The 26995-nt window shown below is 71.5% G+C and carries 25 protein-coding genes; 10 read left to right on the forward strand and 15 right to left on the reverse strand.

Features of this window, described 5'->3' with window-relative positions; all coding sequences use genetic code 11:
* Nucleotides 1–32 precede the first annotated feature (32 nt).
* On the reverse strand, nt 33–683 hold the full coding sequence (locus tag ACEN9V_RS10150) for a GntR family transcriptional regulator (protein WP_413600202.1): 651 nt from the start codon (nt 681–683) through the stop codon (nt 33–35).
* A 4-nt stretch (nt 684–687) separates the two neighbouring features.
* Nucleotides 688–2823, reverse strand: coding sequence for an MMPL family transporter (locus ACEN9V_RS10155; protein WP_413600203.1), 2136 nt, complete (start codon nt 2821–2823; stop codon nt 688–690).
* Between the two features lie 76 nt (nt 2824–2899).
* Between ACEN9V_RS10155 and ACEN9V_RS10160 the strand changes: the two genes are divergently transcribed.
* On the forward strand, nt 2900–3298 hold the full coding sequence (locus ACEN9V_RS10160; protein ID WP_413600204.1) for a MarR family winged helix-turn-helix transcriptional regulator: 399 nt from the start codon (nt 2900–2902) through the stop codon (nt 3296–3298).
* Nucleotides 3299–3340: 42 nt separating this feature from the next.
* Nucleotides 3341–4327, forward strand: a complete 987-nt coding sequence (locus ACEN9V_RS10165) for an LCP family protein (protein WP_413600205.1) — start codon at nt 3341–3343, stop codon at nt 4325–4327.
* A gap of 67 nt (nt 4328–4394) precedes the next feature.
* Here ACEN9V_RS10165 and ACEN9V_RS10170 read toward each other — a convergent pair whose 3' ends face one another.
* The 6 genes from ACEN9V_RS10170 to ACEN9V_RS10195 form a co-directional block, all read right to left on the reverse strand.
* Nucleotides 4395–5060: a transglycosylase family protein gene (locus tag ACEN9V_RS10170; RefSeq protein ID WP_413600206.1), complete on the reverse strand. Its 666-nt coding sequence runs from the start codon at nt 5058–5060 to the stop codon at nt 4395–4397.
* 338 nt (nt 5061–5398) lie between these two features.
* Nucleotides 5399–6550: a 23S rRNA (uracil(747)-C(5))-methyltransferase RlmC gene (rlmC, locus tag ACEN9V_RS10175; RefSeq protein ID WP_413600207.1), complete on the reverse strand. Its 1152-nt coding sequence runs from the start codon at nt 6548–6550 to the stop codon at nt 5399–5401.
* A 7-nt stretch (nt 6551–6557) separates the two neighbouring features.
* Complete coding sequence (locus ACEN9V_RS10180) at nt 6558–7433, reverse strand: SMP-30/gluconolactonase/LRE family protein (protein ID WP_413600208.1); 876 nt, start codon at nt 7431–7433, stop codon at nt 6558–6560.
* A 54-nt stretch (nt 7434–7487) separates the two neighbouring features.
* Nucleotides 7488–8309, reverse strand: a complete 822-nt coding sequence (locus ACEN9V_RS10185; protein ID WP_402727816.1) for an aldo/keto reductase — start codon at nt 8307–8309, stop codon at nt 7488–7490.
* Nucleotides 8310–8369: 60 nt separating this feature from the next.
* On the reverse strand, nt 8370–9488 hold the full coding sequence (locus ACEN9V_RS10190) for a PQQ-dependent sugar dehydrogenase (protein WP_413600209.1): 1119 nt from the start codon (nt 9486–9488) through the stop codon (nt 8370–8372).
* Between the two features lie 355 nt (nt 9489–9843).
* Complete coding sequence (locus tag ACEN9V_RS10195; RefSeq protein WP_413600210.1) at nt 9844–10257, reverse strand: MarR family winged helix-turn-helix transcriptional regulator; 414 nt, start codon at nt 10255–10257, stop codon at nt 9844–9846.
* Nucleotides 10258–10330: 73 nt separating this feature from the next.
* On the opposite strand from ACEN9V_RS10195, the gene ACEN9V_RS10200 reads away from it, so the two are divergent.
* From ACEN9V_RS10200 to ACEN9V_RS10230, 7 genes are all read left to right on the forward strand, one after another.
* Nucleotides 10331–11275 (forward strand): zinc-binding dehydrogenase, encoded by a 945-nt coding sequence (locus ACEN9V_RS10200; protein WP_413600211.1) that lies wholly within the window; start codon nt 10331–10333, stop codon nt 11273–11275.
* Between the two features lie 110 nt (nt 11276–11385).
* On the forward strand, nt 11386–14286 hold the full coding sequence (locus ACEN9V_RS10205; protein WP_413600212.1) for a Na+/H+ antiporter subunit A: 2901 nt from the start codon (nt 11386–11388) through the stop codon (nt 14284–14286).
* Nucleotides 14283–14735 carry a Na(+)/H(+) antiporter subunit C gene (locus ACEN9V_RS10210; RefSeq protein ID WP_402727811.1) on the forward strand — a complete coding sequence of 151 codons (453 nt, stop codon included), beginning with the start codon at nt 14283–14285 and terminating at the stop codon, nt 14733–14735. The genes ACEN9V_RS10205 and ACEN9V_RS10210 overlap by 4 nt, the downstream gene beginning before the upstream one ends.
* On the forward strand, nt 14732–16384 hold the full coding sequence (locus ACEN9V_RS10215) for a Na+/H+ antiporter subunit D (RefSeq protein WP_413600213.1): 1653 nt from the start codon (nt 14732–14734) through the stop codon (nt 16382–16384). The genes ACEN9V_RS10210 and ACEN9V_RS10215 overlap by 4 nt, the downstream gene beginning before the upstream one ends.
* Nucleotides 16381–16968: a Na+/H+ antiporter subunit E gene (locus ACEN9V_RS10220; RefSeq protein ID WP_413600214.1), complete on the forward strand. Its 588-nt coding sequence runs from the start codon at nt 16381–16383 to the stop codon at nt 16966–16968. Before ACEN9V_RS10215 ends, ACEN9V_RS10220 begins: the two co-directional genes overlap by 4 nt.
* The gene (locus ACEN9V_RS10225) at nt 16965–17303 is read left to right on the forward strand and encodes a sodium:proton antiporter (RefSeq protein ID WP_413600215.1); all 339 of its coding nucleotides are present in this window, start codon (nt 16965–16967) and stop codon (nt 17301–17303) included. Before ACEN9V_RS10220 ends, ACEN9V_RS10225 begins: the two co-directional genes overlap by 4 nt.
* The gene (locus ACEN9V_RS10230; RefSeq protein WP_413600216.1) at nt 17300–17656 is read left to right on the forward strand and encodes a cation:proton antiporter; all 357 of its coding nucleotides are present in this window, start codon (nt 17300–17302) and stop codon (nt 17654–17656) included. Before ACEN9V_RS10225 ends, ACEN9V_RS10230 begins: the two co-directional genes overlap by 4 nt.
* Here ACEN9V_RS10230 and ACEN9V_RS10235 read toward each other — a convergent pair.
* The 4 genes from ACEN9V_RS10235 to ACEN9V_RS10250 are packed head-to-tail and all read right to left on the reverse strand — an operon-like array spanning nt 17653 to nt 21911.
* Nucleotides 17653–18639 carry an SDR family NAD(P)-dependent oxidoreductase gene (locus ACEN9V_RS10235; RefSeq protein ID WP_413600217.1) on the reverse strand — a complete coding sequence of 329 codons (987 nt, stop codon included), beginning with the start codon at nt 18637–18639 and terminating at the stop codon, nt 17653–17655. The genes ACEN9V_RS10230 and ACEN9V_RS10235 overlap by 4 nt on opposite strands.
* The gene (locus ACEN9V_RS10240; protein ID WP_413600218.1) at nt 18636–19844 is read right to left on the reverse strand and encodes a UDP-N-acetylglucosamine--N-acetylmuramyl-(pentapeptide) pyrophosphoryl-undecaprenol N-acetylglucosamine transferase; all 1209 of its coding nucleotides are present in this window, start codon (nt 19842–19844) and stop codon (nt 18636–18638) included. Before ACEN9V_RS10240 ends, ACEN9V_RS10235 begins: the two co-directional genes overlap by 4 nt.
* 49 nt (nt 19845–19893) lie before the next feature.
* Nucleotides 19894–21231, reverse strand: a complete 1338-nt coding sequence (locus ACEN9V_RS10245) for an ATP-binding protein (protein WP_413600219.1) — start codon at nt 21229–21231, stop codon at nt 19894–19896.
* The gene (locus ACEN9V_RS10250) at nt 21228–21911 is read right to left on the reverse strand and encodes a response regulator transcription factor (RefSeq protein WP_413600220.1); all 684 of its coding nucleotides are present in this window, start codon (nt 21909–21911) and stop codon (nt 21228–21230) included. The genes ACEN9V_RS10245 and ACEN9V_RS10250 overlap by 4 nt, the downstream gene beginning before the upstream one ends.
* Nucleotides 21912–22041: 130 nt before the next feature.
* On the opposite strand from ACEN9V_RS10250, the gene ACEN9V_RS10255 reads away from it, so the two are divergent.
* Nucleotides 22042–23385 carry an anaerobic C4-dicarboxylate transporter family protein gene (locus ACEN9V_RS10255; RefSeq protein ID WP_413600221.1) on the forward strand — a complete coding sequence of 448 codons (1344 nt, stop codon included), beginning with the start codon at nt 22042–22044 and terminating at the stop codon, nt 23383–23385.
* Between the two features lie 21 nt (nt 23386–23406).
* Here the strand turns inward: ACEN9V_RS10255 and ACEN9V_RS10260 are convergent, their stop codons facing one another.
* The 3 genes from ACEN9V_RS10260 to ACEN9V_RS10270 all read right to left on the reverse strand — a co-directional run bounded on the left by ACEN9V_RS10260 (nt 23407) and on the right by ACEN9V_RS10270 (nt 26973).
* Nucleotides 23407–24555 (reverse strand): AAA family ATPase, encoded by a 1149-nt coding sequence (locus ACEN9V_RS10260; RefSeq protein ID WP_281266566.1) that lies wholly within the window; start codon nt 24553–24555, stop codon nt 23407–23409.
* Between the two features lie 67 nt (nt 24556–24622).
* The gene (locus tag ACEN9V_RS10265) at nt 24623–25711 is read right to left on the reverse strand and encodes an N-formylglutamate amidohydrolase (RefSeq protein WP_413600222.1); all 1089 of its coding nucleotides are present in this window, start codon (nt 25709–25711) and stop codon (nt 24623–24625) included.
* A gap of 38 nt (nt 25712–25749) precedes the next feature.
* Nucleotides 25750–26973: an MFS transporter gene (locus ACEN9V_RS10270; RefSeq protein ID WP_413600223.1), complete on the reverse strand. Its 1224-nt coding sequence runs from the start codon at nt 26971–26973 to the stop codon at nt 25750–25752.
* Nucleotides 26974–26995: the final 22 nt, after the last annotated feature.

The raw sequence follows: 26995 nt of genomic DNA on the forward strand, positions 1-26995 counted from the left end.
CCCCCGCGTCGCTCGGCGCGGGGGCGGTGTCGTCAGCCGCGCGACGGCAGCAGGTGCACGGCCTCCATCGCGAGCTCGGCAGCGATCGGGTCCTTCGCCACGACCGCGTCCTGCAGCTTCCTGAGCTCCGGCAGGATGACGTCGGCCGGCACGAGTTCGGCGAACTCGGGAACGCGGAGCTTGAACGCGAGCCCGTCGGTCGTCGACTTGCAGAGCTGCTCGAGCGAGGGGTTCCCGCAGGCATCCGCCCACATCGCGTAGAGGTCGGCTCCGTCGTGCGCGACCTCGGACTGCTCTTCCTTGCCGACGCGCGAGGCGACGTCGTCGAGCATCTTCACGATCTTCTTGCGCTCGGCGTCGGTGAACCGCGGGACCGCGAGCCGGACGACACCGCCGTAGATGACGCCGAGCGTCCGGTAGGCGTCGAGGAGCTCGTCCTTGGCCGGAGCGGCGACACGGGTGTACCGGTTCGGCGCCATCTCGATCAGGCCGGAGCGGGCGAGCTCCGCGAGGGCCTCGCGGATCGGGGTGCGCGAGACGCCGAGCCACGCGATGAGGTCGTCGTCGTTCAGGCGCTCCCCCGGCTCGAGCGTGCCGTCCATGATCGCGTCGCGGATCTTGTCCTGCACCGTGTCACGGAGGAGCTTGCGCTCTGCTGCGGGCTGTGTCGAGGGAACTGGCATGCGCTCAGCGTGTCACATGTCGGCTCGTCGCCGCGACAGGATCGTCGGCAGTTCGACGCGACAGCCGCGACGGCCACCACGCGTGCCGCCCGAGGTCGTACGCCAGCGCCGGGACGAGCAGGGAACGGACCACGATCGTGTCGAGCAGCACCCCGAACGCGACCACGAACGCGATCTGCACGAGGAACAGGATGGGGATCACCCCGAGGGCCGCGAACGTCGCCGCGAGGACCACGCCGGCGGACGTGATCACGCCACCCGTGACGCCGAGCCCGCGGAGCACGCCCTCGCGCGGGCCGGACCGGATCGTCTCCTCGCGCACCCGGGTCATGAGGAAGATGTTGTAGTCGACCCCGAGCGCCACGAGGAACACGAACGAGTACAGCGGCACGGACGGGTCGGCCCCGGGGAAGTGGAACACGTGGTCGAACACGAGCGCCCCGACGCCGAGCGCCGCCGCGAACGACACGATCACGCTGCCGATCAGGACGAGCGGCGCGACGATGCTCCGCAGCAGCAGCATCAGGATCAGCAGGATGACGACGAGCACCACCGGGATGATCACCGACCGGTCCCGGATGCCGGTGTCGTTCGTGTCGACGGCGGTGGCGGTCACACCGCCGACGATCGCGGACGGGTCGACGCGTTCCACCGCGGTCCGCATGTCCCTGATCGTCCGCTCCGCGGCGTCCGAGTCGGCCGCGGAGGTGAGCGTGGCCTGCAGCAGGACGTCACCGTCCGACACCGTCGGCGCGTCCGACGACCCGATCGACACGGTGCCAGACGGGGAGTCCTTCGACACCGCGACGACCTCACCGACACCGTCCACACCGCGGATCGCCGATGCCAGCCGATCGATCCGGTCCGCCGAACCGATGACCTGCGCGGGGCTTCCCGACCCAGCGGGGAAGTGGTCTGCGAGCACGTCCTGACCGTCCCTGGCCTGCGACTGCCCGATCACGAGGTCGCTCTGCGGGACCCCGTCCGCCTTGAGCCCGATGAGCCCGGTGCCCATGGCGAGCAGCCCGACGGTGCAGACGATCCAGACGACCCGTGAGCGCCGCGCGACGAGCCGGCCGACGCGCGCCCAGAGCCCGGTGGCGTCCGGGCCGGTGACGACGGGGTGCGCGCTGCCGTGGACCGGGCGGAGCGGCCAGAACGCTGCGCGCCGGAAGGCGAGGAGCAGCGCGGGCAGCAGCGTGAGCGCGGCGAGGAGGCTGAACGCGATGCCGATGGCCGCGACGGGACCCAGCGCCTTGTTCGAGTTGAGGTCGGACAGCAGCAGGCAGAGCACGCCCACGATGACCGTGCCGCCTGAGGCCAGGATCGGCTCGAGACTCCCACGCAGCGCGGCCTTCGTCGCTTCCCATCCGGTGCGGTGGTCGCGCAGTGCCTCGCGGTACCGGGACACGTACAGCAGCGCGTAGTCGGTGGCCGCACCGATGACGAGGATCGACAGGATGCCCTGCACCTGCCCGTTGACGGTGACGACGCCGGCCTTCGCCAGGGCCCACACGACGAGGATCGACGCGGTCAACGCGAACGTCGCGGTCCCGAGCACCAGGAACGGCAACAGGGGCGAGCGGTAGACCACGACGAGGATGACGAGGACGGCTGCGAGCGCGACGCCGAGCAGGATCCCGTCGATCCCGGCGAAGGCCTCGGTGAGGTCGGCCGTGAACCCGGCAGGACCCGTGACGTACCCGCGCATCCCGGACGGCACCGCGTCGTCGACGTCCGCGCGGATCGCCTCGACCGCGTCCCCGGTGTCCGCCGCGGTCGTCAGCGTGGCGACGATCTCCACGGCGTCACCGTCGTCGCTCGGGATCGCGGGGCTGACCGACTGGACGTCGGAGCGGTCGCCGAGCCGTCCGACGAGGGCAGCGGCCACAGCGGTGTCGGCGGCCGAGAACCCGCCCGAGCGCTCGAGCACGATCACGGCAGGCGCTCCGGACGGGTCGCGGAAGTCCGCAGCGCGCTCCTGCACCTTGGTCGCGTCCGCGGACGCCGGCAGGAACGAGGTCTGGTCGTTGGTCGAGACCTCGGAGATCTTCCCGAAGAAGGGCCCGCCGATCGAGGCGATGACGAGCCAGGCGACGATGACGACCGCGGGGATGGTGATGCGGAGGAAGCGGGGCACGTCGATGAGCGTACCCCAATAGTCAGCATGCTGATTACTAGAAGAACCACATCAGCACGAACCGTAGACTCCGACCATGGACGACGCCCCCGCCGAGTGGCCCATGGGCCGGTTGCTCGCCGCCGCGGCCCGCTCGGTCGAACGTGACTGGGACGAGCGACTCCGCGCGATCGGGCTGCCGCACGCCGCGCTGATCGCACTCGACATCGTCATCCGCACGGGGCCGACGGGGGCGGACACCCTCGCCCGCACGGCCAGGGTCCAACCGCAGACGATGTCGAGGACGCTCGAGCGCCTCGAGCGCGACGGCATGATCGAGCGCGGCCCACACCCTGCCGACCGTCGCCGCCGGGTCGTCACCGTCACGGAGCACGGGCGCACGATGTGGGACACCGCACGGCACATCGAGCGCGAGGTCCTGCCGGACGATCCCGACCTGCGCGCAGCGCTGGTGCGGATCCTCCACAGATCGTGACGACATCACACGTGACATACCACATGCCGTAGCATCGGTGGCATGCCTGGTCGCCGCACTGCCCGTCGTCGCCGCCCCTTCCTCGTCGCCCTCATCGCGACCGTCGGCGCACTCGTCGGCACCGCAGCGGTCATCGCCGTGGTCGCGAGCGTGTTCATCGGCGGCCTCGCGCGCAGCTACGACCGCAACTCGGACGTCATCGCGGACGCGTTCCCGACAGCGGACCGTCCGGCGGCGACCGACGGCGCGGAGAACATCCTGCTGATCGGCTCCGACTCCAGGAGCGGCGCAGGCACCGCGGGCGGCGGCCGGTCGGACACCCTGATGCTCGCCCACGTCCCGGCCGACCGGAAGGCCGTGTACCTGATGTCGATCATGCGGGACTCGTGGGTCGACGTCCCCGGCCACGGCACCGCGAAGATCAACGCAGCCTCCTCGTGGGGTGGCGTCCCGCTGACGGTGCAGACGGTGGAACAGCTCCTCGACGTCCGCATCGACCACGTCGCCGAGATCGACTTCGCCGGCTTCGAGGGGATGACCGACGCGCTCGGCGGCGTGACGGTGCAGTCGCCGAAGGACTTCACCGTCCGCGGGCAGCACTTCGTCGCCGGAGCCAACCGGCTCGACGGTGCCCAGGCGCTGACGTTCGTCCGCGAGCGGCACGCGTTCGCCGATGCCGACCACACCCGGGTGGAGAACCAGCAGGCGTTCATGCGCGGCATCGTCGACGGCGTGCTCTCGAAGGGCACGATCACGAACCCCGGACGCATCCAGGACTTCGTCACGGCGACGAGCAAGTACCTGTCGGTGGATGCCGGCCTGGACTTCCAGGCCCTCGTGGGGCTCGGCTGGTCCCTCCGCGACGTCCGTCCGAGCGACCTGCAGACGTTCACGTTGCCCACCGCCGGCGGTGGGACGTCCGCTGACGGCCAGTCCTACGTCGCGGTCGACACCGGCGCGGTGCAGTCGCTGTCGTCAGCGCTCCGATCCGACGACCTCGGCCGCTGGCTGCAGGACAACCCGCACTAGCCGGAGCACCGAACGCCCCCGCGACGAGTGTCACGGGGGCGTTCGCGTGGTGATCGGTCGACCGGGATCAGGCCGGGAGCTGCAGCGTCTGCCCCGCGTAGATCAGGTTCGCGTTGTCGATCGTGGTCGTGTTGGCGGCCCACAGCTTGTTGTAGCCGCCCTCGATGCCCAGCTTCGTGGCGATCGAGTCGAGCGTGTCACCCGAGACGACCTGGTAGGTCTTGCCGCTGGTGGGCACGGCGGCCGGCTTCGACGGCGCGGCCGGGGCCGTGACCTTCGGAGCAGTACTCGTGGTCGACGGTGCAGCCTTCTGCGCCGGGGCGGCAGGAGCGGGCGCAGCCGGTGCCGGTGCCGCCTGCTGCTGCGGGATCGCGCCGGGGGCAGCGCCGGTCGTGCCGCTCAGCCCGAGCTTCGCGGAGCAGGCGGGCCATGCTCCCCAACCCTGCGAGGCGAGGACGTGCTCGGCGACGGCGATCTGCGTCTCGCGGCTGGCGTTCGCCGGGCTGCCGGTGCCGCCGTTCGCGGCCCAGGTGCCCTGCGTGAACTGCAGGCCGCCGTAGTAGCCGTTGCCGGTGTTGATGGCCCAGTTACCGCCGGACTCGCACTGCGCGAGGGCGTCCCACGTGGATCCGTCGGCCGCGTTGGCCGGGGCCGAGAGCCCGACGCCTGCCGCGGCGATGCCGGCGAAGGCGAGTCCGCCGAGGACGGCGCGGGTACGAGTGGTCTTCTTCATGTTGTTGCTCCACCGGGGCCGCCCGCCGTTTCCGGCGTCCTCGCTGCCCACCCCGACCGATCGCGGTCTGTTGAGGTGTCGCCGGGGGCAGCGGTTCGCGCCGGCGTCACGGTCGGCCACCATAGGAAACTCCGCGTCGTTATCAAACTGAGACAAATGGTTCTACCCATCGGCGGTCGTCCCCCTCCGCCGAACCTGTACGCGCCGATCGCCGCGGACGCGGCGATGCGCTGTACCCGGGTACACGAACATCCGAATCCCCTGGCAAGGCCGGGCTGGAGGCTCGTGGCGGCGCCGACCCGTGCCTCCCGTCCGGCCGTGGTCCGGACCGGATCCGGTCAGGTGCGGGAGAGGAGGGTGACCGCCTCGAGGTGGCCGGTCTGCGGGAACATGTCGAGGACCCGCGCGCGGCGCAGCCGCAGCGACGGCATCCGCGCGAGGTCCTTCGCGAGGGTCACCGGGTTGCAGCTGGAGTACACGACGTGTTCGACGTCGGACGTCTCGATCCACTCCGACAGCGCCTGACCGATGCCCCGTCGTGGCGGGTTGACCACGACCAACTCGGGCATCAGGTCGGGTCGGGACCGGAGCGCGTGCTCGGTCGCGTCGTCCGCTGCGAACCGGACGTCCACCAGCCCGGCTTCTCGTGCCGACTGCTTCGCGGACCGGATGGCCTCGACGCTGGTCTCGATGCCGGTCACGGCACGACCGGGGCGGGCGGCGTGCAGGGCGAAGCCACCGACACCGCAGTAGAGGTCCCACATCGATGCGGGGGCGACCTCGTCGATCCATGCCGACGCCTGCATGTACAGCGCGGACGCGACGTGTGCGTTGGTCTGGAAGAAGCTCTGCGGGCGCAGGTGCATCGTCACGTCGCCGAAGCGCATGGGGAGCGTCTCCTGCTCGGTGAGGACGATCTCGCGGTCCCCCTCGGTGACGGCCTTGTGCTCCGGCAGCAGGTTGGCAGTGACGACCACCGCGTCCGGCAGCGCCAGCAGCAGGTCGCCGAGCCGCGAGCGGAGCCGGGCGAGCTGCCCCTCGGAGCGCAGGACGAACCGGACCATGAGCTCGCCGTCCGGCGACTCGGTGACGAGGACGTACTTGAGCTCACCCCGCCGTGCGGCGACGTCGTACGGGATCAGTCCGGCGGACGTGACGAACTCCGCGAGGACGGGGAGCGCCTGGCGGATGCCCGGCGTGCAGATCCCGCAGTGCCGGATGTCGACCCCGCGCTGCCGGTGGTCGAGGATCCCGACCGTGGGGTGCTCGGTCGACCCGCCGACGACCATCTTCGCCTTGTTCCGGTACCCGGACTCCGGACTGGTGACCGCGGGGAGCCACTCGACGCTGCCGGGGCCCCCGGCGGCCTCGACCGCGTCGTGCAGGAGCTCGCGCGTCCGGAGCTCCTTGTCGAGGACCTGCTCGGCGTACGGCTGCCCCATGAGCGTGCACGAGCGGCACACCCCGCGGTCGAAGTAGTCGCACTGCATGGCCCGGTCAGGATACGGCAGCGGCGTCCCTCGCCCGCGTGGCGATGCGGTAGATCGAGGTGCTCGCCGCGATGAAGAGGGTCGTCCCGTCGTCGCCGCCGAAGCAGAGGTTCGCGACGACCTCGGGGACGGGGACCTCGCCGATGCGGGTTCCGTCGGGGGCGAACACGACGATGCCATCGTGCGACGACGACCACACGTTGCCGTCGGTGTCCACGCGGATGCCGTCCGGTGCGCCTTCACCTGGCGCGAGTGTGGCGAAGACCCGGCCGTTCTTCACGCGGTGCCCGTCGACGTCGTACGCGCGGATGAAAGGACGCTCGCCGGACGAGCTCGCGAGGTAGAGCACACGCTCGGACGGGTCGAACGCCAGCCCGTTCGGCTCGTCGGCGTCGAGCACCACCGGGCGCAGGTCAGCGCCGTCGGGGCCGCAGCGGAACACCCAGTGGTCGCCGTACTCGCGCTCGCCCGGGTGCCCCTCGCGCGGCTGCGTGATGCCGTACGCCGGGTCGGTGAACCAGACGGCACCGTCCCGCGAGACGACGACGTCGTTCGGGGAGTTCAGCCGGACGCCGTTCCAGCCGTCGGCGATGACCTCGACGACACCGTCCCGATCGCGCTCGACGCGGCGGTTCCCGTGCGAGCACTGCACGACGCTGCCGTCGCGGTCGAGTGTCCGGCCGTTCGTGAACTCGACGGCGGTGGCGTAAGCGTCGGTCGCACCGGTGTCCGCGTGCCACTGCAGGATCCGGTCGCCCGGGATGTCCGACCAGCGCAGCGTCCGGGTGGCGGGGATCCAGCACGGCCCCTCTGCCCAGGTACTGCCGGTCGCGATGCGCTCGAGCGCGGCGGGGTCCGGGACGAGGTCGGTGATCGACGTCATGGGTTCTCCTTCGAACACCACGAGCCTACGACCCCGTCCCGACGCCACTCGCGGTCACGCCGTGGTGTCCTCCAGCGCGTCGAGGGTCGCGACGTCCTCCGGCGCCAGGACGAAGTCGACGTCGGCGTTCTCCGCGATGCGGGACGGGGTCGTGGACTTCGGCAGCGGCAGGACGTCCTTCTCGAGCAGGTAGCGGATGGCGACCTGTGCCACGGACTTGTCGTACTTCCGGGCGATGTCCTCGATCGCGGTGTTCGACAGCAGGCCGCCGGTGGCGAGCGGCGAGTACCCCTCGACGAGGATCTCGTGCTCGGCGCAGAAGGCCGTCGTGTCGTCCTGGGTGTTGCCGATGAACCAGCGGATCTGGTCGGCGTGCGGGGTGACGTCGGTGTTCGCGAGGAGGTGCTCGAGGTCCGCGACGACGAAGTTCGAGACACCGATCGACTTCGTCTTGCCGGCGTCGTAGAGCTCCTCGAAGACCTTCCACACCTCGACGTTGCCCGCGCGGTGGTCGCTGCCCATGTCGCTCCAGGGCCACGGCGCGTGGATCAGGTACAGGTCGACGACGCCGAGGTCGAGCGCCGCCGTCGACGCCGCGAAGGCCTCACGGGCGCCTGCCGCGGTCTTGATCTCGGCTGGGAGCTTCGTGGTGATGAAGACCTCGTCACGCGGGACGCCGCTGTCGCGGACGGCCTCGCCGACGCTGGCCTCGTTGCCGTAGGCGGCCGCGGTGTCGATGTGGCGGTAACCGGCATCGAGCGCGACGCGGGTGGCGTCGTAGGCCTCGGAGCCCGGCGGGATCTGCCAGGTGCCGAACCCGATCTTCGGGATGTGCAGGCCGTTGGACATGACGAACGTGTCGGTGAGAGCAGGCATGGCCCAGACGGTACGCGCGCGCCGTGCGTCGGTCCGCCAGCCGGTCAGTCGGTCAGCCGGTCAGCCGGTCAGGGCGACCGACAGGATCCGGTCGTCGCCGGCACCGGCGCTGCCGCGGCCGTCGGTGTTGTTCGTCACGAACCAGAGCGTGTCGTCCGGACCGGCGAGCACCGTGCGCAGCCGTCCGTGCGTCCCGGCGAACCACTCCCGCGACGTCGACGGGTCGGACACGGGGACCGACCGCAGCACCTCGCCACGGAGGTTCGCGATGAACACGGTGTCATCGACCACCGCGAGGCCCGACGGGCTGGCGTCGGAGGTCCGCCACTGCTGCACCGGATCGACGAAGCCCTGATCGACACCACCCGTGCCCTCGACCTCCGGCCAGCCGTAGTCGGCACCGGGTTCGATGACGTTGAGTTCGTCCCAGGTGTTCTCGCCGAACTCGGACGCGAACATCGTGCCGTCGGAGGCCCACCCGAGCCCCTGCACGTTCCGGTGTCCGAGCGACCACACCGGGGAGCCGTCGAACGGGTTGTCGGCAGGGACCGCCCCCGTCGGCGTGAGCCGCAGGATCTTGCCGGCGAGGGAGTCCCGGTCCTGCGCCTCCGACCGGTTGCCGGCGTCGCCGACGGTCACGTAGAGCATGTCGTCGGGGCCGAACGCGATGCGCCCGCCGTTGTGGAAGCTGTTCGCGGGCAGGTCGTCGATGACCGTCGTCCCATCGCCGAGGGCGTACGACCCCGCGCTGCCGCTGAGGGGGTAGCGCTCGACACGGTTGCCGTCGTCGCCCGTCGAGTAGACGTACAGGTCGTCGTCGTGCAGCGCGAGGCCGAGCAGCCCGCCCTCGCCGCCGTGCCGGACACCCTCGATCGTGCCGACCGTGCGGGGGTCGCCGTCGTCCCCGAGTTCGAGGACGTCCCCGGAGTCGCGCAGGCTGACGAGCGGGACGTCGTCGTCGGTGAGCACCACCGACCACGGCGCGTCGAGGTCCGTCGCGACGTCCGAGACGGCCCCGGTGGGTGCGACCTCGCCGGTGGCCAGGTCGGTCGGCGCCGGCCCCGCGGTGGCGCTGCGGCGTGTGGTCGACTCGTCGGCGTCCGACCCGGCGGTGCACCCGGCGAGCGCCAGGACGAGCAGGGCGAACGACGCGATCGGTGCTGCGGTCCGGGTGCGCATGGCGCGCACAGTACGCGCCGCGGTTGCGAGCCCGTGTGCACGCGTCCCCCTCCCGCACTCGCGTTTCCACACTCACACACGCGTTCCCTCCACCCGACTCGGAACGACAGCGTCGGTGTCGTACGACATCGGTCTTGTCGTCCCCACGCGTCCGCAACAGTTGCAGGCGCGTGGGAGCGACAGGGTCGCTGTCGTACGACAGCGACCCTGTCGCTCCTTGCAGACGCAACGACACGTGCGCGCGTCCCACGGCGATCGGCGCGGCCGGCCACCGGACGGGAGGCTCGTGGCGGCCCCGGCACGAGCCTCCCGTCCGGGCGTGGCGCGACCAGAGCACCTGCCGGACCCGCGCACGTCAGCGCAGCATGCGCTCCAGCAGCTCGCGGAGCCGACGGCGGTCCGTCGACGGCAGCCGCTCGGTGAGCGGCAGGAGCGCGTCACGCATGGCCGCCTCGAGCGCGGCGGCCACCTCGTGCCCGCGGTCGGTGAGCACCACGTCGACCGCGCGCGCGTCGTCCGCGTTCGGGACGCGCGCGAGCAGTTCCTTCTTCTCGGCACGGGCGACGAGGCCGGTCATCGTCGACTTCTCGAGCCCGAGGTACTCGGCCAGGTCGCCGATCCGGAGGCGGCGGTCACGCAGGATCGCGAGCACCCGGAGCTGCGTCAGGGACAACCCGGCGTCGGCCGCCAGCCCGGTCAGCGAGCCCATGGTCGTGAACGCCGCGTGGCCGAGGGCGTCGACGAGGCGGTCCTGCTCCGTGGTGTCCATGGACCGAGCCTACTTGACGAACTTCGTTGTGCGAACTACTTTGATTCGCAACACGAACCAATTGGAGACAGTCATGCACGCATCGGTCGTCACGCACTTCGACTCGGCACCCACGTGGACCGAGTTCCCGGAACCCGAACCCCGCGGTGCGGAGGTCGTGGTCGACGTCGTCGCCGCCGGCCTGCACCCCCGCGTCCGGTCGCAGGCGGACGGGTCGCACTACACGAGCGAGGGCGCGCTCCCCCTCATCCCGGGCGTGGACGGCGTCGGGCGCTTCCCGGACGGCACGCTCCGCTACTTCGCCGTGCAGTCCGACACCAGGGGCTCGATGGCCGAACGCACCGCAGTGGACCCCCGCGCGAGTGTCGTCCTGCCGGACGGCGCCGACCCCGCCCGGGTCGCAGCCGGCGTCAACCCGGTGATGTCGTCGTGGGTGGCGCTCCGTCGCCGCATCGCGTTCCCGGACGGTGCGCGGGTGCTCGTGCTCGGCGCGACCGGGGCATCCGGCCGTGCCGCCGTGCAGGTCGCGAAGCACCTCGGGGCGTCCCACGTCGTCGCGAGCGGCCGCAGTGCGGAGCGGCTCGCCGGACTCCCCGCGCTCGGCGCGGACGCCGTCGTCCCGCTCGACGACGTCGAGGCGATCGGCCGCGCGGCGTCCGACGTGGACGTCGTCATCGACTACGTCTGGGGTGCGCCCGCCGCCGCGGTCATGCGGACGCTCGTCACCGCCCGCGAAGCCCGCGACGAGCGCCTCGACTGGATCGCGATCGGGTCGACGGCCGGCCAGGAGGCTCCGATCCCGTCCGCAGCACTCCGGGCGTCCGGCCTAACCATCGTCGGCAGCGGACAGGGCTCGGTGGGGACGTCCGGGTTCGTCGCCGAGCTCCCGGGCATCGTCGCCGCCATCGCGGACGGCACCATCGCGGTCGATGCGACCGCGATGCCGATGCGGACCGTCGCGGACGCATGGGCCGGACAGGTCGACGCCGGAACGAGCAGAGTGGTGCTCGAAGTCTGATCCTCGGTGGGTCATCCTGTCCGGTCGTTCAGGTTCTCCCCATCCGGCTCTCGGTAGCCTGAGAGCCACCCAGAGCCGGACTTGCACGCCCGACCCCGAGGAGGCGCCCCATGGTCACCGTCCTCGTCGCGTTCGGAGTCGTCGCGCTCCTCGTCCCCGCACTGACGCCCCTGCTCGGGCGCCGTGTGTTCTACGTCGCCGCCCTCGCGCCGGCGGCTGCTGCGGTCCTGACCATCGCGCAGACCGACCGGGCCCTGCACGGGGGCGTCCGTTCGTCGGTGCAGTGGATCCCGCAACTCGACCTGTCGATCGCGCTCCGGGTCGATGCGCTGTCGTGGGTCCTCGCGCTCGTGGTGACGGTCGTCGGCGCGCTCGTGCTCGTGTACTGCGCGTCGTACTTCGGCCCGAAGGAACCCGGGCTCGGCCGGTTCGCCGGGGTCCTCACCGCGTTCGCCGGGTCGATGTACGGCCTGGTGATCGCCGACGACGTCATCGTGCTGTTCGTCCTGTGGGAAGCCACCACCGTCTTCTCCTACCTGCTCATCGGGCACGACGCCGTCAAGCGGGCGAGCCGCGCCGCTGCGATGCAGGCGCTCGTCGTCACCACGGCCGGCGGCCTGGCGATGCTCGCCGGCCTCGTCATCCTGTCCGTCACGGCCGGCACGACGCAGCTGTCCGCCATCGTCGCGCAGGCCCCGACCGGCACGATCGTCACCGTGTCGGTGGTGCTGATCCTCGCCGGTGCCCTGACGAAGTCCGCGATCGTCCCCTTCCACTTCTGGCTCCCGGCCGCGATGGCCGCGCCGACCCCGGTGAGCGCGTACCTGCACGCCGCGGCGATGGTCAAGGCCGGCATCTACCTCGTCGCCCGGCTCGCCCCGGCGTTCGCGCTGCTCGAGGGCTGGCGCGAGACGATCACCCTGCTCGGCGTGCTCGGCATGGTGATCGGCGGGTACCGGGCCCTCCGCCAGACCGACCTCAAGCTGCTGCTCGCGTACGGCACAGTCGCCCAGCTCGGGTTCCTCGTGCTCGCCGCCGGCTGGGGCACGCCCGCGATCGCCCTCGGCGGGGTCGCGCTGCTCGTCGCCCACGCCGCGTTCAAGTCGACGCTGTTCCTGGTCGTCGGGACGATCGACCACGTCACGGGCACCCGGGACCTCGGCAATCTGTCGGGGCTCGGCCGGAAGCTCCCGTGGCTCGCGACCGTCGCCGTCCTGGCGCTCCTCTCGATGGCCGGCATCCCGCCGATGATCGGGTTCGTGGCGAAGGAAGCCGTCCTCACCGGGCTCGTCGAAGCGCTGCACGGCCCGGGGTCCGGGTGGGCGTGGTTCGCGCTCGTCGGCGTCACCGTCGGGTCCGTCCTCACCGTCGCCTACTCGCTGCGCTTCCTCTGGGGCGCCTTCGCCCGCAAGCCCGGGGTGGAGCAGACCGAGCCGCACGCGCTGCACGGTCTCGGGGTCGTGCCCTCGATCCTCGGCCTCACGGGCCTCGCGCTCGGACTCCTCACGCCGGTCGTGGCGCACGGGATCGAACCAGCCGCTGCCGCCGCGTCGATGTCCGGGGAAGCCGTGCCGCACCTGGCGCTCTGGCACGGGCTCGAGCCGGCGCTCGGCATCTCCGCGATCACGCTCATCGGCGGCCTGGCGCTCTTCGCCGCTCGCACCAGGGTCGAGGCGCTCCAGCACCGCCTCGCCGGGTTCCCGAGCGCCGCGAACACCTACCGACACCTCATGCGCGGGCTCGACCGGGCCGCCACCGGTGTCACCGCCGCCCTCCAGCGGGGCTCGCTCCCCTACTACCTGACGGTCATCCTGTCGGTGTTCGTCGCCGGCGCCCTCGTCAACCTGGCGCTCGGCGGGCCGTGGGAGTTCCACGTGCGCTTCGCCGACTCGTGGGGCCAGATCCCGGTCGTGATCGTGATGTCGATCGCCGCGATCGCCGTCCTCACCGCGAAGACCCGGTTCGCCGCGGCCGTGCTCGTCGGTGTCACGGGCTACGGCATGTCCGTGCTGTTCGTCCTGCACGGCGCCGTGGACCTCGCCCTCACGCAGCTCGTCGTCGAGACGGTGACGCTCATCGCCTTCGTCCTGGTGCTCCGCCGCCTCCCCCCGCGGATCGCGACGGCGAACCCCTCGCGCTTCCGGGTGCTCCGCGCCCTGTTCGCCGCACTCGCGGGCGCCACCCTGGCGGTCGTCGTCATCGTCGCCGCCTCTGCTCGGTCGGCCAAGCCGATCTGGCCGGACCTCCCCGCGCTGACGAGCTCGTTCGGACACGGCCTGAACGTGGTGAACGTCGCGCTCGTCGACCTCCGCGGCTGGGACACGCTCGGTGAGCTCACCGTGGTCGTCGCCGCGGCCACCGGTGTCGCGAGCCTGATCTTCGTGAACTCCCGCGAGGACACGCTCCCCCGACTCCGCGACCTGCCGAGCGTCGTCGCGAGCGACAAGCACCGCCCGGACGGCGAGCCCCGCGCCTGGCTGCCGACGAGCGCCGCGCTCCCGACCGGTCGCTCCGCGCTGCTGGACGTCGTCGTCCGACTGCTGTTCCACGGGCTCATCGTCCTGTCCGTCTACCTGCTGTTCGCCGGGCACAACGCCGCCGGCGGCGGGTTCGCCGGCGGGCTCGTCGCGGGCATCGCGCTCGCGGCCCGCTACCTGGCCGGTGGCCCAGCCGAGCTCGGTGCCGCCGCTCCGATCCGTGCCGGCCGGCTGCTCGGCCTCGGTGTCGCGACGGCCGCGATCACCGCGATCGTGCCGCTGTTCTTCGGCCGAGAAGCCCTGTACTCGGAGTTCTTCGAGGCCACGGTCCCGATCCTCGGGCACGTCGAGTTCGTCACGGCGACGTTCTTCGACATCGGTGTGTACCTCGTCGTCGTCGGCCTGGTGCTCGACGTCCTGCGGAGCCTCGGCGCAGAGGTCGACCGGCAGCGGCTCGAGGACTCCAGTACCCCGACGTCCGACTCGATCGAGGGCAACCCCGACGACCGCGAACAGCAAGAGGTGACCGCATGACCATCACCCTCGTCCTCGTCATCGCGATGGCCGTCCTCTTCGCGTGCGGGGTCTACCTGCTGCTCGAACGCTCGCTCACGCGGATGCTGCTCGGGTTCCTGCTCGTCGGCAACGCCCTCAACCTGCTGCTGCTCGTGATGTCCGGCGCTGCCGGGAACCCGCCGATCGGCAAGTCGTCGGACGGCATCACCGACCCGCTGCCCCAGGCGTTCGCCCTGACCGCCATCGTGATCACCTTCGCCGTCAGCGCGTTCCTGCTCGCCCTCATCCACCGCTCCTGGACGCTGTCCCGCGCCGACGAGGTCGAGGTGGACGAGGCCGACGTCGCGATCCGGCACGAACGGGACGCCCCGGCCGAGGACGACCCGGAGACCGACACGGACCCGGAAGCCGACACCGCCCACGAACGGCACCACGAAGACCAGACCCAGGACGAGGCCCACCGATGACCTTCCTCGTCCCGCTCCTCGTCCTCGTCCCGCTCCTCGGTGCAGCCGTCGCCCTCGGGCTGCTCCGGCACCAGCGCATCCAGCGCGCGATCACCGTGGCCGTGCTCGTCATCGCGCTGGCCGTCGCCGCGACGCTGATGGTGCTCGTCGACCACCACGGCACCATCGTCGTGCAGGTCGGTGGCTGGGACGCCCCCTACGGCATCTCGCTCGTCGTCGACCGGTTGAGCGCGTTGCTCCTCACGGTGTCCGCGAGCGTGCTGCTCATCGTCCTGCTGTTCTCGATCGGGCAGGGTCTGGCCGCGGACGACGGCGAGGCCCCGGTCACGATCTTCTACCCGACGTACCTCGTCCTCGCGGCGGGCGTCCTCGACTCCTTCATCGCCGGCGACCTCTTCAACCTCTACGTGGCGTTCGAGATGCTGCTCGTCGCGAGCTACGTGCTGATCACCCTCGGCGGCAGCGAGCAGCGCGTGCGGGCCGGCACGACGTACATCGTGACGAGCCTCATCGCGTCGGCGATCTTCCTCTCCGCGATCGGGCTGGTCTACGGCGCGACGGGCACGGTCAACATCGCCCAGATCAGCGAGCGGATGGCAGCGCTGCCGGACCACGTGCAGCTGCTCATCCACACGATGCTGCTCATCGGCTTCGGCATCAAGGCGGCCGTGTTCCCGCTGGCGTTCTGGCTCCCTGACTCGTACCCGACCGCACCCGCACCGGTCACCGCGGTGTTCGCCGGTCTGCTGACCAAGGTGGGCATCTACGCGATCATCCGCCTCGAGACGATCATGTTCCCGCGTCCGCAGCTCAACACCGTCCTGCTCGTGGTCGCCGCACTGACGATGATCGTCGGCGTGCTCGGCGCCGTGTCGCAGACCGACGTGAAGCGACTGCTGTCGTTCACGCTGATCAGCCACATCGGGTTCATGGTGATGGGCATCGGGCTCGGATCGGTCGTCGGCACGGCGGCTGCGGTGTTCTACACGGTGCACCACATCGTCGTGCAGACGACCCTGTTCCTGGTGTCGGGCCTGATGGAACGCGTCGGCGGGACCACCTCGACCAGGTCGCTCGGCGGTCTGCTCAAGGCCGCACCGTTCCTGGCCGCCCTGTACCTGATCCCGGCGTTCAACCTCGGCGGGATCCCGCCCTTCTCCGGCTTCATCGGCAAGCTCGGACTCTTCCGCGCCGCGGCGATCGACGGCAGTCCGCTGGCGTACATGACCATCGCCGCCGGTGTCGTGACCTCGCTCCTCACCCTCTACGCACTGATGCGCGTGTGGGATGCCGCTTTCTGGCGGCCGAAGCCCGCCGCCGAGGCAGCGGCCCCGCACGTCGCGGTGGCGGAGCCGCACGAGTCGCTGCGGGCGCCGGAGCCGGCACCCGTCACCCGATCCGAGGCGGACGGCTCGGTCCTGTCGGGAGGCTCGGTGACGGTCACGGATCCGGTCACCGGGAGCATGCAGCACGTCTCCGGGCGCACCCGACTGCCGCGCATGCTGGTCGGCGTGACCACGGTCGCCGTGCTCGGCTCCGTCGCGCTGACCGTCGTCGCCGGTCCGCTGTACGGGTACGCCACCAGGGCGGCCGAGTCGCTCGAGTCCCCCCGGCAGTACGTCGAGGCAGTCCTGGGGGCACGACCGTGACCGATGCCAGGACCCGACGCTTCGCGAACGCCCGACGGATCGCCGTCGCGTGGCGCTACGACGTGCCGCTCGTGCTGGGGCTCACGGTGCTGTGGGCGCTGCTGTGGGGATCGTGGACGCCGCTGACCCTGCTGTGCGGAATCGTCGTGGCGCTCCTCGTGACACAGGCCCTCCCCCTGCCGGCCGTCCCGCTGTCCTCCCGGTTCTCACCGCTGCACTTCGCGTGGTTCCTCGTCGTCTGGTCCGGCCTCGTCGTCGCCGCGTCGTTCCGGGTCGCGTGGGTGGCGTTCCGGCCGCGGGGCGTCCGGCGCAGCTCGATCGTGCTCGTGCAGATGCACACGACGTCCGAGATGACGTTCACCCTCGCGACCCTCGCGGTGTCGCTCGTGCCGGGCTCCTACGTCGCGGACGTCGACCTCCGCCGCCGTCGGCTGCTGCTCCACGTGCTCGACACCGAACGACGCGAACAGGTCGAGCACGCCAAGCGCGAGGCACTCGGCATCGAGACGATGGTGATCCGTGCGCTCGGCTCGAAGCAGGACCTCTCCGAACTGTCCGAACCCCTGCCGGAGGTGACCCGATGAGTGCCGGAGTCGTCGTGATGGGGATCCTCATCGCCGTGGTCCTCGCCCTGCTCGGCGCCACCCTGCTCCTCGCCGTGTTCCGCATCGTCCGCGGCCCGACCATCCTCGACCGGATGATCGGCTCCGACATGGTGCTCACCACCGTCCTCGTGGTGATCGCCGCGGCCATGGTGATCCGGCAGGACCTCGCAGGGATCCCGGTGCTGGTGGTGATCGCCGCGACGAGCGTCTTCGCGACCATCGCCGTGGCCCGTGCCGTGACCCCGTCCTCCGATCCCTCCGACGACGGTGCTGACATCACCACACCGGAGCGACGCCAAGGAGGCGAGTCGTGATCGAACTCATCGAGTCCTTCATCGACGGCGCGGGCATCCGGGCATGGATCGCCGTCGGGCTGCTGCTCGTCGGATCGCTGCTCTCGCTCGGCGCCGGCGTCGGCATCGTGCGCTTCCCCGACCCGCTCGTCCGGCTGCACGCGATGGCGAAGCCGCAGGTCCTCGGGCTGGCGTTCGGGCTCGCGGCGATCGTCGTCGCGGTGTGGACGTGGACCGCGCTCTGGCTCGTGCTGCCGATCATGGTGTTCCAGCTCTTCCTGGTGCCGGTGTCGACGCACATGATCGCCCGGGCCGGGGTCCGTTCCGGCGACTACGACCACCAGGCACTCCTCGTCGACGACACCGAGTCCTAGACGACGTAGGCGGTGCCCAGGCCGGAGGCCGCACGCACCGACTCCCACGTGCGGGCGAGACCGTCCTCGAGCGACACCTGCGGCGCCCACCCGGTGAGCGACCGGACGAGCGTGTTGTCCGACAGCAGTCGATCGACCTCGCTGGCCTCCGGGCGCAGGCGCGACTCCTCCACCACGATCCGCGCCCGACGGCCACTCACCCGGACGAGCATCGCCGCGAGGTCGCCGATCGACACCTCGCTCCCGGTCCCGAGGTTGCACGTGCGGCCGACCGCCGCGTCCGAGGCCCCGATCGCCAGGAACCCCGCGACCGTGTCGGTCACGTACGTGAAGTCCCGCGTGGGTGTCGTCGAGCCGAGCCGGATGACGTCGGACCCCGCTGCGAGCTGCCCGAGGACCGCCGGGATCACCGCGCGGGCACTCTGCCGGGGTCCGTACGTGTTGAACGGCCGGCAGACCGCGACCGGCGTGCCGAAGGCCGCGTGGTACGACAGCACCATCGCGTCCGCGGCGATCTTCGACGCGGAGTACGGCGACTGCGGCTGCGCCGGGTGCGTCTCGTCCATCGGCACCCGCAACGCGCTGCCGTACGTCTCCGACGTCGAGGTGTGCACCATCCGGGAACCGTGGCGTCGGCACGCGGCGACGACGTTGTGCGAGCCGACGACGTTCGTCTGCACGTACGACTCCGGCGCGACGTAGGAGTACGGGATCCCGATGAGGGCCGCCAGGTGGAACACGGTGTCCGTGCCCGCGACCGCGGAGTCGACGAGGAACGGGTCGCGCACGTCGCCCGCGAGGACCTCGACACGGTCGTCCTCGGCGTACCGGGCGAGCCACCCAGCCGATCCGTACGGCTTGTAGTGGCAGAGCGCGCGGACACGGGCGCCCCGTTCGACGAGGGCGTCGACGAGCGTCGAGCCGATGAAGCCCTCGGCTCCGGTCACGAGGACGCTGCGGCCCTCCCAGTACGTGTCGTTCATCGTGCGGTCCTTTCCGTGGCGGTACGGGCGAGTTCGATCGCCCAGTCGGCGACGGCGTCGGCCGCCGCCGCGTGGGGTGAGGTCGCGTGGTGCGCGTGGCTGATCGGTGCGACCGGGAGGCCCGGTTCGGCTCCGACGGGCCCGGCGAGTTCCGAGACGGCCCGGTCCAGGGCGCGGGCGTCCAGTTCCGAGTCGGCCAGCACCACGACACGGGCGCCGGACGCGGCGAGGGCTCGGGCGTTCGCGGTCTGGTGGTCGTCGGTGGCTCCGGGCAGCGGCACGAGGACGGCGGGGACACCGAGGTGCTCGACCTCGGCGACGGTCGAGGCTCCGGCCCGGACGACCACGACGTCGGCTGCGGCGTACGCGGCAGCCATGTCGTCGATGTGCGGCACGATCGTGGCGACCGCGTCTCCCCCGCCGTCGCGGAGTCGCCGTCCGAGCTCCGCAGCGTGCGAGCCGCTCGCCTTGACCAGCATGCGGAGCCGACCGTCCCACGACCGGGCGCACGCCAGGTCGACGGCGGCCCGGTCGAGCGACACCGCGCCGAGGCTCCCGCCGGACACGACGACGAAGCGCTCCTCGGCGGCGATGCCGAACACCGCCCTGGCACGTTCCCGCATCACCGAGCGGTCGCACGACGCCAGCCCCGGGAGGATCGGGATGCCGACGCGCCGGACCTCGGCGCCCGGCGCGAACCCGGCACGGTCGGGGTCGAACGCGCACGCGACCTTCCCGGCCAGCCGCGCGGCGAGGACGTTGGCGAGCCCCGGCGTCACGTTCGACTCGTGCACGAGCACCGGGATCCGGAGCGTCCACGCGGCGACGATCGCCGGCACGCTCGGGTACCCGCCGACGCCGACGACGACGTCCGCCCGTCGGTCGCGGAGTTGCCGGCGGGCGCGCAGGACACACCGGACGAACCGCGCGGGGAAGCCGAACGCGCGCCGGTCCACGCGACGCGGGAACGGCACCATCCGTGTGGTGTCGAGACGGTACCCGGCGGCGGGGACGAGCCGGGCCTCCAGGCGGTCCGGCGTTCCCGAGAACGTGACGGACGCGCCGGGCACGAGTCGTTCGATCGCGGCGGCGACCGCGAGGCCGGGGAAGACGTGTCCGCCGGTGCCGCCGGCGGCGATGACGACGCGGAGCGGCGCACCGTCGGCGACGGAGCGCGACGTGCGGTTCGAGTGCAGCATGACCATGCCGCAAGGGTGCGTCCCGGTCGTGAGCCGAACGTGAGGTCGAGGAGCGTCAGCCAGCAGGCAGGGTGATGACGATCTCGGTGCCGGGGCCGTCGCCGCGAGCGGCAGCCGTGATCGTCCCGCCGGACGCGGCGACGATCTGCGCCGCGATCGCCAGCCCGAGCCCGGACCCGGGGAGCCCGCGCGCGGACGCGGCCCGGTGGAAGCGGTCGAAGACGTGTGCGCGGTCCTCCGGTGGGATGCCGATCCCTCGGTCCCGGATCGACACGAGGACCGGCCGCCCGTCGAGGACCTCGATGTCGACCGGTTCGCCTGCGCCGTACTTGCCGGCGTTGTCGAGCACGACGTCCAGCAGGCGCGGGAGCCGTCCGTCGGCGACGCGCACCGGGACGTCCGTCGCCGGGAACTGCACCCGGAACGACACGCCCCAACGGCGGGCCGCCGTGGCCGCCGACGACCGGACGACACCGACCAGGCTCACCGTCGTCAGGGTGTCGGCACCGGGACGGTCTCCGCGCGCGAGTTCTGCGAGGTCGTCGATCGTCGCCTGCATCGCGGCGATCTCCTCGGTGACCGCGGCGCGCAGGGCGGCGCGGGTGGCCTCGTCGAGCGGCCGGTCGTCGGTGAGGAGCTGGAGGTTCGTGCGCAGGGTCGTCAGCGGGGTCCGGAGTTCGTGCGACGCGTCGGCGACGAAGTCCCGCTGCGCGTCGCTGGCGGCCGCGAGCTCGGCGAGCATCTCGTCGAAGGCGTCGGCGAGCCGCCCGAGTTCGTCGTTGCGGTGCACGTCGACGCGCTCGTGCGGATCGGCCGTGTCCCGGACCCGTCGCACCGCGGTGTCGAGCGCGCGCACGGGCCGGAGCCCCACGGTGGCGACGACGTACCCGAGGGCCGCGGCGAGCACGATCCCGATCGCACCGGCGACGGCGAGCGCGATGGCCGTGCGCGTGAGCGCCGTCTCGGTCTGGCGGGTGGGGACGCCGACCATCACGGCCTCGCCCGTACGGGTCGGGACCACGGCGACCCGGACCCCGTCGGCCGTGTACCGCGCGCGTGCCGATTCCCGGGTGGCGACCGCATGCGCCTGCTCGGTGACGGTGAGCGGCCCGCTCCCGGCCCCCACCGGCTCGCTCGTGTCGATGCGCCGGACGCACGCGGGCTCCACGGCGTACGCGCACCCGCCACTCCCCTCGCCGGTCCAGTCGGCGTTCGCCTGGATCAGACGTTGGACGCGGGTTGCCTCGCGGTCGAGCGAGGTGTCGAGCGCACTGTGCAGCTGCGAGGCGACGACGAACCACGTCAGGACGGCCACCAGGACGACGGCGACCGCGACGGCTCCGGCCACGACGGCGGCCAGGCGACGGCGGAGCGATCCGGTCCGCGTCCTCACGGCTCGAGCCGGTAGCCGAGACCGCGGACGGCCGTGATCGCGGGGCCGTCGGTCGCGGCGACGAGCTTCCGTCGCAGGGAGCTCACCGCGACGTCGAGGGCGTTCGACGTGGGCACCGATCCGTCGGGCCACACCGCCGCGCCGAGCTCGTCGCGGGTGCGCACGCGGGCGGGATCCCGGAAGAGCAGCTCGGCGACGACTGTCTCGGTGCGCGTGAGGTCGACGGGGCCGGCTGCCGTCAGGAGTCGCTGCTGCTCGGCGTCGAGACCGTTCCCGCGCCAGGTGGGCTGGTCCGTCCCCGTGCTCTGGCCACCTCGTCGGACGAGCGCACGCACCCGCGCCCGGAGCTCGTCGACGTCGAACGGCTTGCCGAGGTAGTCGTCCGCACCGGCGTCGAGTCCGTCCACGCGCTCGCGGGGTCGATCGTGCGCGGTGAGCATCATCACCGGGACGGCGTCGCCGGCGGCACGGAGGGCCCGGCACACGCCGAGGCCGTCAAGGAAGGGCATCGCCAGGTCGAGCACGACGGCATCGGGGTCGTCCGACACGACCGCGGCGAGTGCCTGCCGACCGTCGGGAGCGGTGACGACCGTGTGGCCGTCGGTCTCGAGGGCGACACGGATGCCGAGCAGCACGTTCGGGTCGTCGTCCACCACGAGGACCGTCGTCTGCCGTGCCATGCCCGTCATGCTGGCACGGAACCGCTTCACCTTCGCCTCATGCAGCACCGAACCGGCTCTGCGCTGCCTGGATAGGCTCGCGCTCGACGCGCCGGACAGGGGCCGGGGCGCTGACACGGAGGGGTCCGGCATGGACGTCGTGCTGTTCATCGTGGAACTGCTGGTCGTGCTCGGGTGCATCGTCATGGGCACCCGGTCGAGCGGCGTCGGGCTGGGGCTCTGGGGCGGCTTCGGTGTCGCGATCCTGGTGTTCGTCTTCCGGTTGCCGCCGGGGTCGCCGCCGATCGACGCACTGCTCATCGTGATCTCGGTCGTCGTGGCCTCGTCGATCATGCAGGTCGCGGGCGGCATCGACTGGATGGTGTCGGTCGCGGCGAAGATCATCTCGCGCTTCCCGAAGCAGATCACCCTGATCGCCCCGCTCGTCGCGTTCCTGTTCTCCGTCGGCGCGGGGACCTCGAACATCCTCTACCCGCTGCTGCCCGTCATCCAGGACCTGTCCTACCGGAACGGCATCCGACCCTCGCGGCCCCTGTCGCTCTCGGTGGTGGCCACCGGGGTCGCCCTCGCCTGCAGCCCGGTCTCGGCAGCCATGGCGGCGATGGTGACACTGACCGAGGTGCCGCCGTACGGGTACGAGCTCGTCGACATCCTGAAGGTGACGATCCCGGCGGCGATCGCGGGCATCGTCGTGTCGTCGTTCGTGGTCGGGCGGCTCGGCAAGGACATCGCGCACGACCCCGACATCCAGGCGCGCATCGCCGCCGGGACCATCCCCGCGCCCGGGTCCGCGGCGGCCGACGCGGCGAAGGCCGAGGTCACCGTGACCTCCGGCGGACGCAACGCGGCGATCGTGTTCCTGCTCGGCGTCGTCGCGATCGTGGTGTTCGGGCTCTTCCGGGGCCTCCGCCCGCTCGACGCCGAGGGGGTGGCCGTGAGCATGACGCCGATCATCGAGATCGTGATGTTCGTCGTCGGCACGCTCATCATCCTGATCAGCCGACCGAAGGCGTCCGAGGTCCCGACGGCGACGGTGTTCCGCGCCGGCATGGTCTCCGCCGTGGCGCTCTTCGGGCTCGCCTGGCTGACCGACACCTTCCTGTCGCACTACACCGAGGAGATCTCGACGTCGATCGGCGGCCTCGTGACCGCTGCGCCGTGGATCTTCGCCCTCGGTGTCTTCCTGGTCTGTGTGCTCACCACGAGCCAGTCGACGGCGACCAGGACGATCGTGCCGATCGGGCTCGCGGCCGGCATCCCGCTCGGGCTGCTCAGCGGCATGTGGGCGGGCGCGTTCGCGGGCATCTACCTGTTGCCGACGAACGGGTCGCAGATCGCGGCGGCGAACTTCGACCCGACGGGCAGCACGAAGCTCGGCACGAAGCTCGTCGACCACTCGTTCTTCATCCCGACGCTCGTGCTCGCGGCGACGACGATCGTGTTCGGCGCGGTGTTCGGCCTGCTCTGGGGCTGACCCCGCGGCCAGGCGGCCTCCTCACTCCCCTTCGAGTGAGCGGACGAACTCCGCGAATCCGGGGATCGTGAACTGGAGCATTCCGCGGTCGGCTGGCTGGACGAGACCCTTGTCGATCAGCCGCGCACGGGGTGTCGACAGTTGGTTCGTCGAGGTACCCAGGTCCGATGCGATCGTTGCTCGAGCGACCGGGCCGTCACCGTTCTCGGCCATCGCCACGACCATCCGGCGTTCGAGCGGTGAGCAGCTCGCCCACCGTGCGCGGAACAGCGCGTCGAGGTCTGCTCGCATCGCGATGCGCCCTCGTTCCACTCCGCCCAGGTCGATCACCCCACCGGGATCAGGCCTGCCCGTGGCCGCCCATGCAGCATCCGCGATGAGCTGCACGGCGTACGGGTAGCCCTGCGCGATGGCCAACGCCAAGTCGACGGCCCGTGGCGTCCAAGAGACTCCAAGTGCTCGTGCGGGCCCGACGAGCGCGACTTCCTCGGCCTCACGTTCGAGAGGGCCAAGGGGGCGATACGCGATGCGTTCGCTGAAGGTCACGATCGACGCGATCACCTCTGGCGCGTTCGGGAGGCCCGCTGCGAAGAGTGCCACCGGCAGGTCCTGCGCCTCGGCTTGCAGGTGCTGCCAGGCGTAGACCAGGGTCCGGAGACCAGCGGGGTCGGCGGCCTGGATCTCGTCGACGAGGATCACGATGCCCACGGTGTCCTCAGCAGCGGCACGGATCACTCGTTCGAACGCACGAGAACCGTTCGGCTCTGCTGAACGCTCCGGCGCTCGCACCGTGCCGGAGACCTGCGCGAGTCCGGGAGCACCGACGGTCATCCGTACCGAGTCGACTCGATCTCGGATCTTCCGCCGAGTGACGGCACCGAACTCCTCGGTGGCCTTGTCGACCGCATTGCAGATCTGCTCGATGAGGCCTTGTTCCTCGCCGGCCGTGACCCACACAGTCACCACCCCTCGCGCGCGAGCCCGTCGCTCGTACTCTCGGAGCAGCGAGGTCTTCCCGAAGCCGCGGGGCGCGTGGTCGACACGGATCCGACCGACCAGTCGGCGGAGATCGACCAGTACGGACAATCGCTCGTCCACGTCGGCGACCTGCGCGGCGCGCCCGGGGACCGCGCGCGCGACCTCACCAGGCGTGTAGGGACTCGGTTGCACGGCGTTCCTCCGACGAAGTGTTATGAAAGGTCGAATTCATAACAAATCATCGCAGGGACGGCTGACTTCAGCCAGCCCGGTACGCGTCCCAGGCGTCTCGGCACGCGTGCGCGATGCGGTCCACGTGCGCGGCATCCGGCGTGACCCACCCGGTCCCGGGCGCACGGAGCACCGCCGTGTTCGCGTCGCCGAGCAGGAACTCCCGCAGGAACTCGGCCTGCACCGCGTCGAACGTCGCCCCGTGCACGGCGGCGTCGTTCGCCAGCTGCGCGAACCGGGCTCCGGCGCGGATGATCTCCTGGCTGCCGAGGTACGGCTGGTTGCACTGCACGGCGTCGTCCGGCACCCCGAACGCCATCCGGTGCGCCGCCGCCAGAGCCCGCAGTCGCCCCGGGTCCATCGTCACGGCGTCGTCCCCACGCCGGTCACCGTTCGCGTCGCCGCGGTTCGAGAGCGCCACGACGTCCGGGAGCCGGTCCGCCGGCTCCCGGGGAACGTCGACCGCGCCGTCGATCTTCGTGGTGGTGTTCATCGTGTCGTGGAAGGAGAGCGTGGTGAACGTGCCGCCGTCGGCCATGGTGCGCGTCACGAAACGCTCGATGAGTTCGTCGCGAGTCCGTTCGTACACGCCGAGCCCGCGGTCGGCGACGTCTTCGAACGCCGCGGCCAGGTCCACCAGCGCCGCGTCCGACGTCGGCGGCTCGATGAGCGGGAAGAACGAGAACGTCACCGGGCGGATCGCGTCGACACCGCCGAGGTCCACGCGGTTCCCGCGGCCGGCCGTGCGGACGCGGTCGAACGCCTCGCGCAGGTCGTCGACGAGGCTCGCCGGACGCGCACGGTTCGGGTCGCGCACCATGCGGGGGTGCGGGTTCTCGACGACGACCACGCGGGGGTCGATCTCGGCCCAGCGACGCACGACGGCGCTCGTCGACACATCGGTGTAGTCGTACTGCAGCCGTCGTGTGAACTCCGGCGCGAGGAACCGGTCGAGCTCCTCCGGGATCGCCGCTCCGGCATGCGGGGCGCTGACGAGGACGTCGGCCTCGGCGATCGCCTGGTCGAGCGACCGCTCGCCCTTCCCGGCCCACCAGGTGACGTCGTCGGCCGTGAACGTGGTGCCGGCGGGGATGAGGTCGCGACTCGCTTCGTCCATGGACCGAACGTATCCGCAGGACGCGACCGGGGGACGCGTCAGCCCCGCTGGTCGCGACGCGACAGGATGAGGTTGACGACGGCCGCGAGCACCACGAGGGCGGCGGACAGTGCCGGGAAGAGCATCGCGGTCTCGGTGCCGGATCGTTCCGCGACCTCGCCGACGACCGCCGAGGTGAGCGACTGCCCGACGATCACGGCGGAGCCGAGGATCGTCATCGTCGTCGCCGAGCGCCCGACGGGCGACCGGTCCGAGCCAAGGCTGTACTGCGCGACCAGCGTCGGGCCGATGCCGACACCCATGATCGCGAGGACGATCCCGACCGCGAGCACCGAGTCTGCGGAGGCGAACGCGACGGCCCCGCCGAGGAGCACGACACCGAAGACGAGCCACCGCCAGCCGATGCCGAACGCCTTCGGGAACGCCGCCGAACCGAGCGCGAGTCCCGCGGAGCCGATCCCCATCAGGCCGTAGAGGAGCCCTGCCTGCGAGGACTCGCCGTGGACCTCCATGAACGCGGTCAGCGAGGTCAGGGTCGAGCCGAAGAAGAAGCCGATGCCGAGGATCCCGGCGACCACGACGACGAGCCGCGGGCGCAGGAGCTCCCGAGCCGGCGCCTGGGCGACCACGGCGTGCTGTCCGGTGGCGAGCTTGCCGGTCGGGTGCAGCGCGAAGGCCGTCACGAACACGAACGTCAGCACGGACGCGCCAGCGACGGCCACCCACGGGGCGATCGCGCTCGCGAGCAGCCCGACCAGGAACGGGCCGATGATGAACACCGTCTCGTCGGCGGCGGACTCGTAGGCCATCGTGCCGCTGAGCACCCGCTCGCGACGGTCCCCCGACATGCGCTGCCGGATGATCGCGACGAGCCGCGTGCGGGACATCGGCGCGACCTGGGGTGCCGTCGCGCCGATGAGGAACGACATCGCCAGCACGGCGAGGTCGGGAGCGGCGCTCTGCACGACGAACGGCAGGACGCCGAGCAGCACGCCGTTCGCCAGGCCGACGGGGACCAGCACCTTCCGCTGGCCGAGCCGGTCGGCCGCTGCGCCCACCAGCGGGCCGAAGACCGCCGAGCCGAGCCCGACGAAGGCGGAGTTGATGCCACCGAGGGCGACGGAGTCACGGGAGGCGACGACGAGGGTCAGGACGCCGACGACCATCATCGCGAAGGGGAGCCGGGCGATGAACGCGATCGGGAAGTAGGACCGTCCGGCGTGGGCGATCAGCGATGCGTCGGAAGAACGCGGTTGGAGCATGTCGAGGTGTGCCTTCTCGGCC

It is taken from the genome of Curtobacterium sp. Curtsp57 (assembly GCF_047324335.1).
Taxonomy (GTDB): Bacteria; Actinomycetota; Actinomycetes; order Actinomycetales; family Microbacteriaceae; genus Curtobacterium.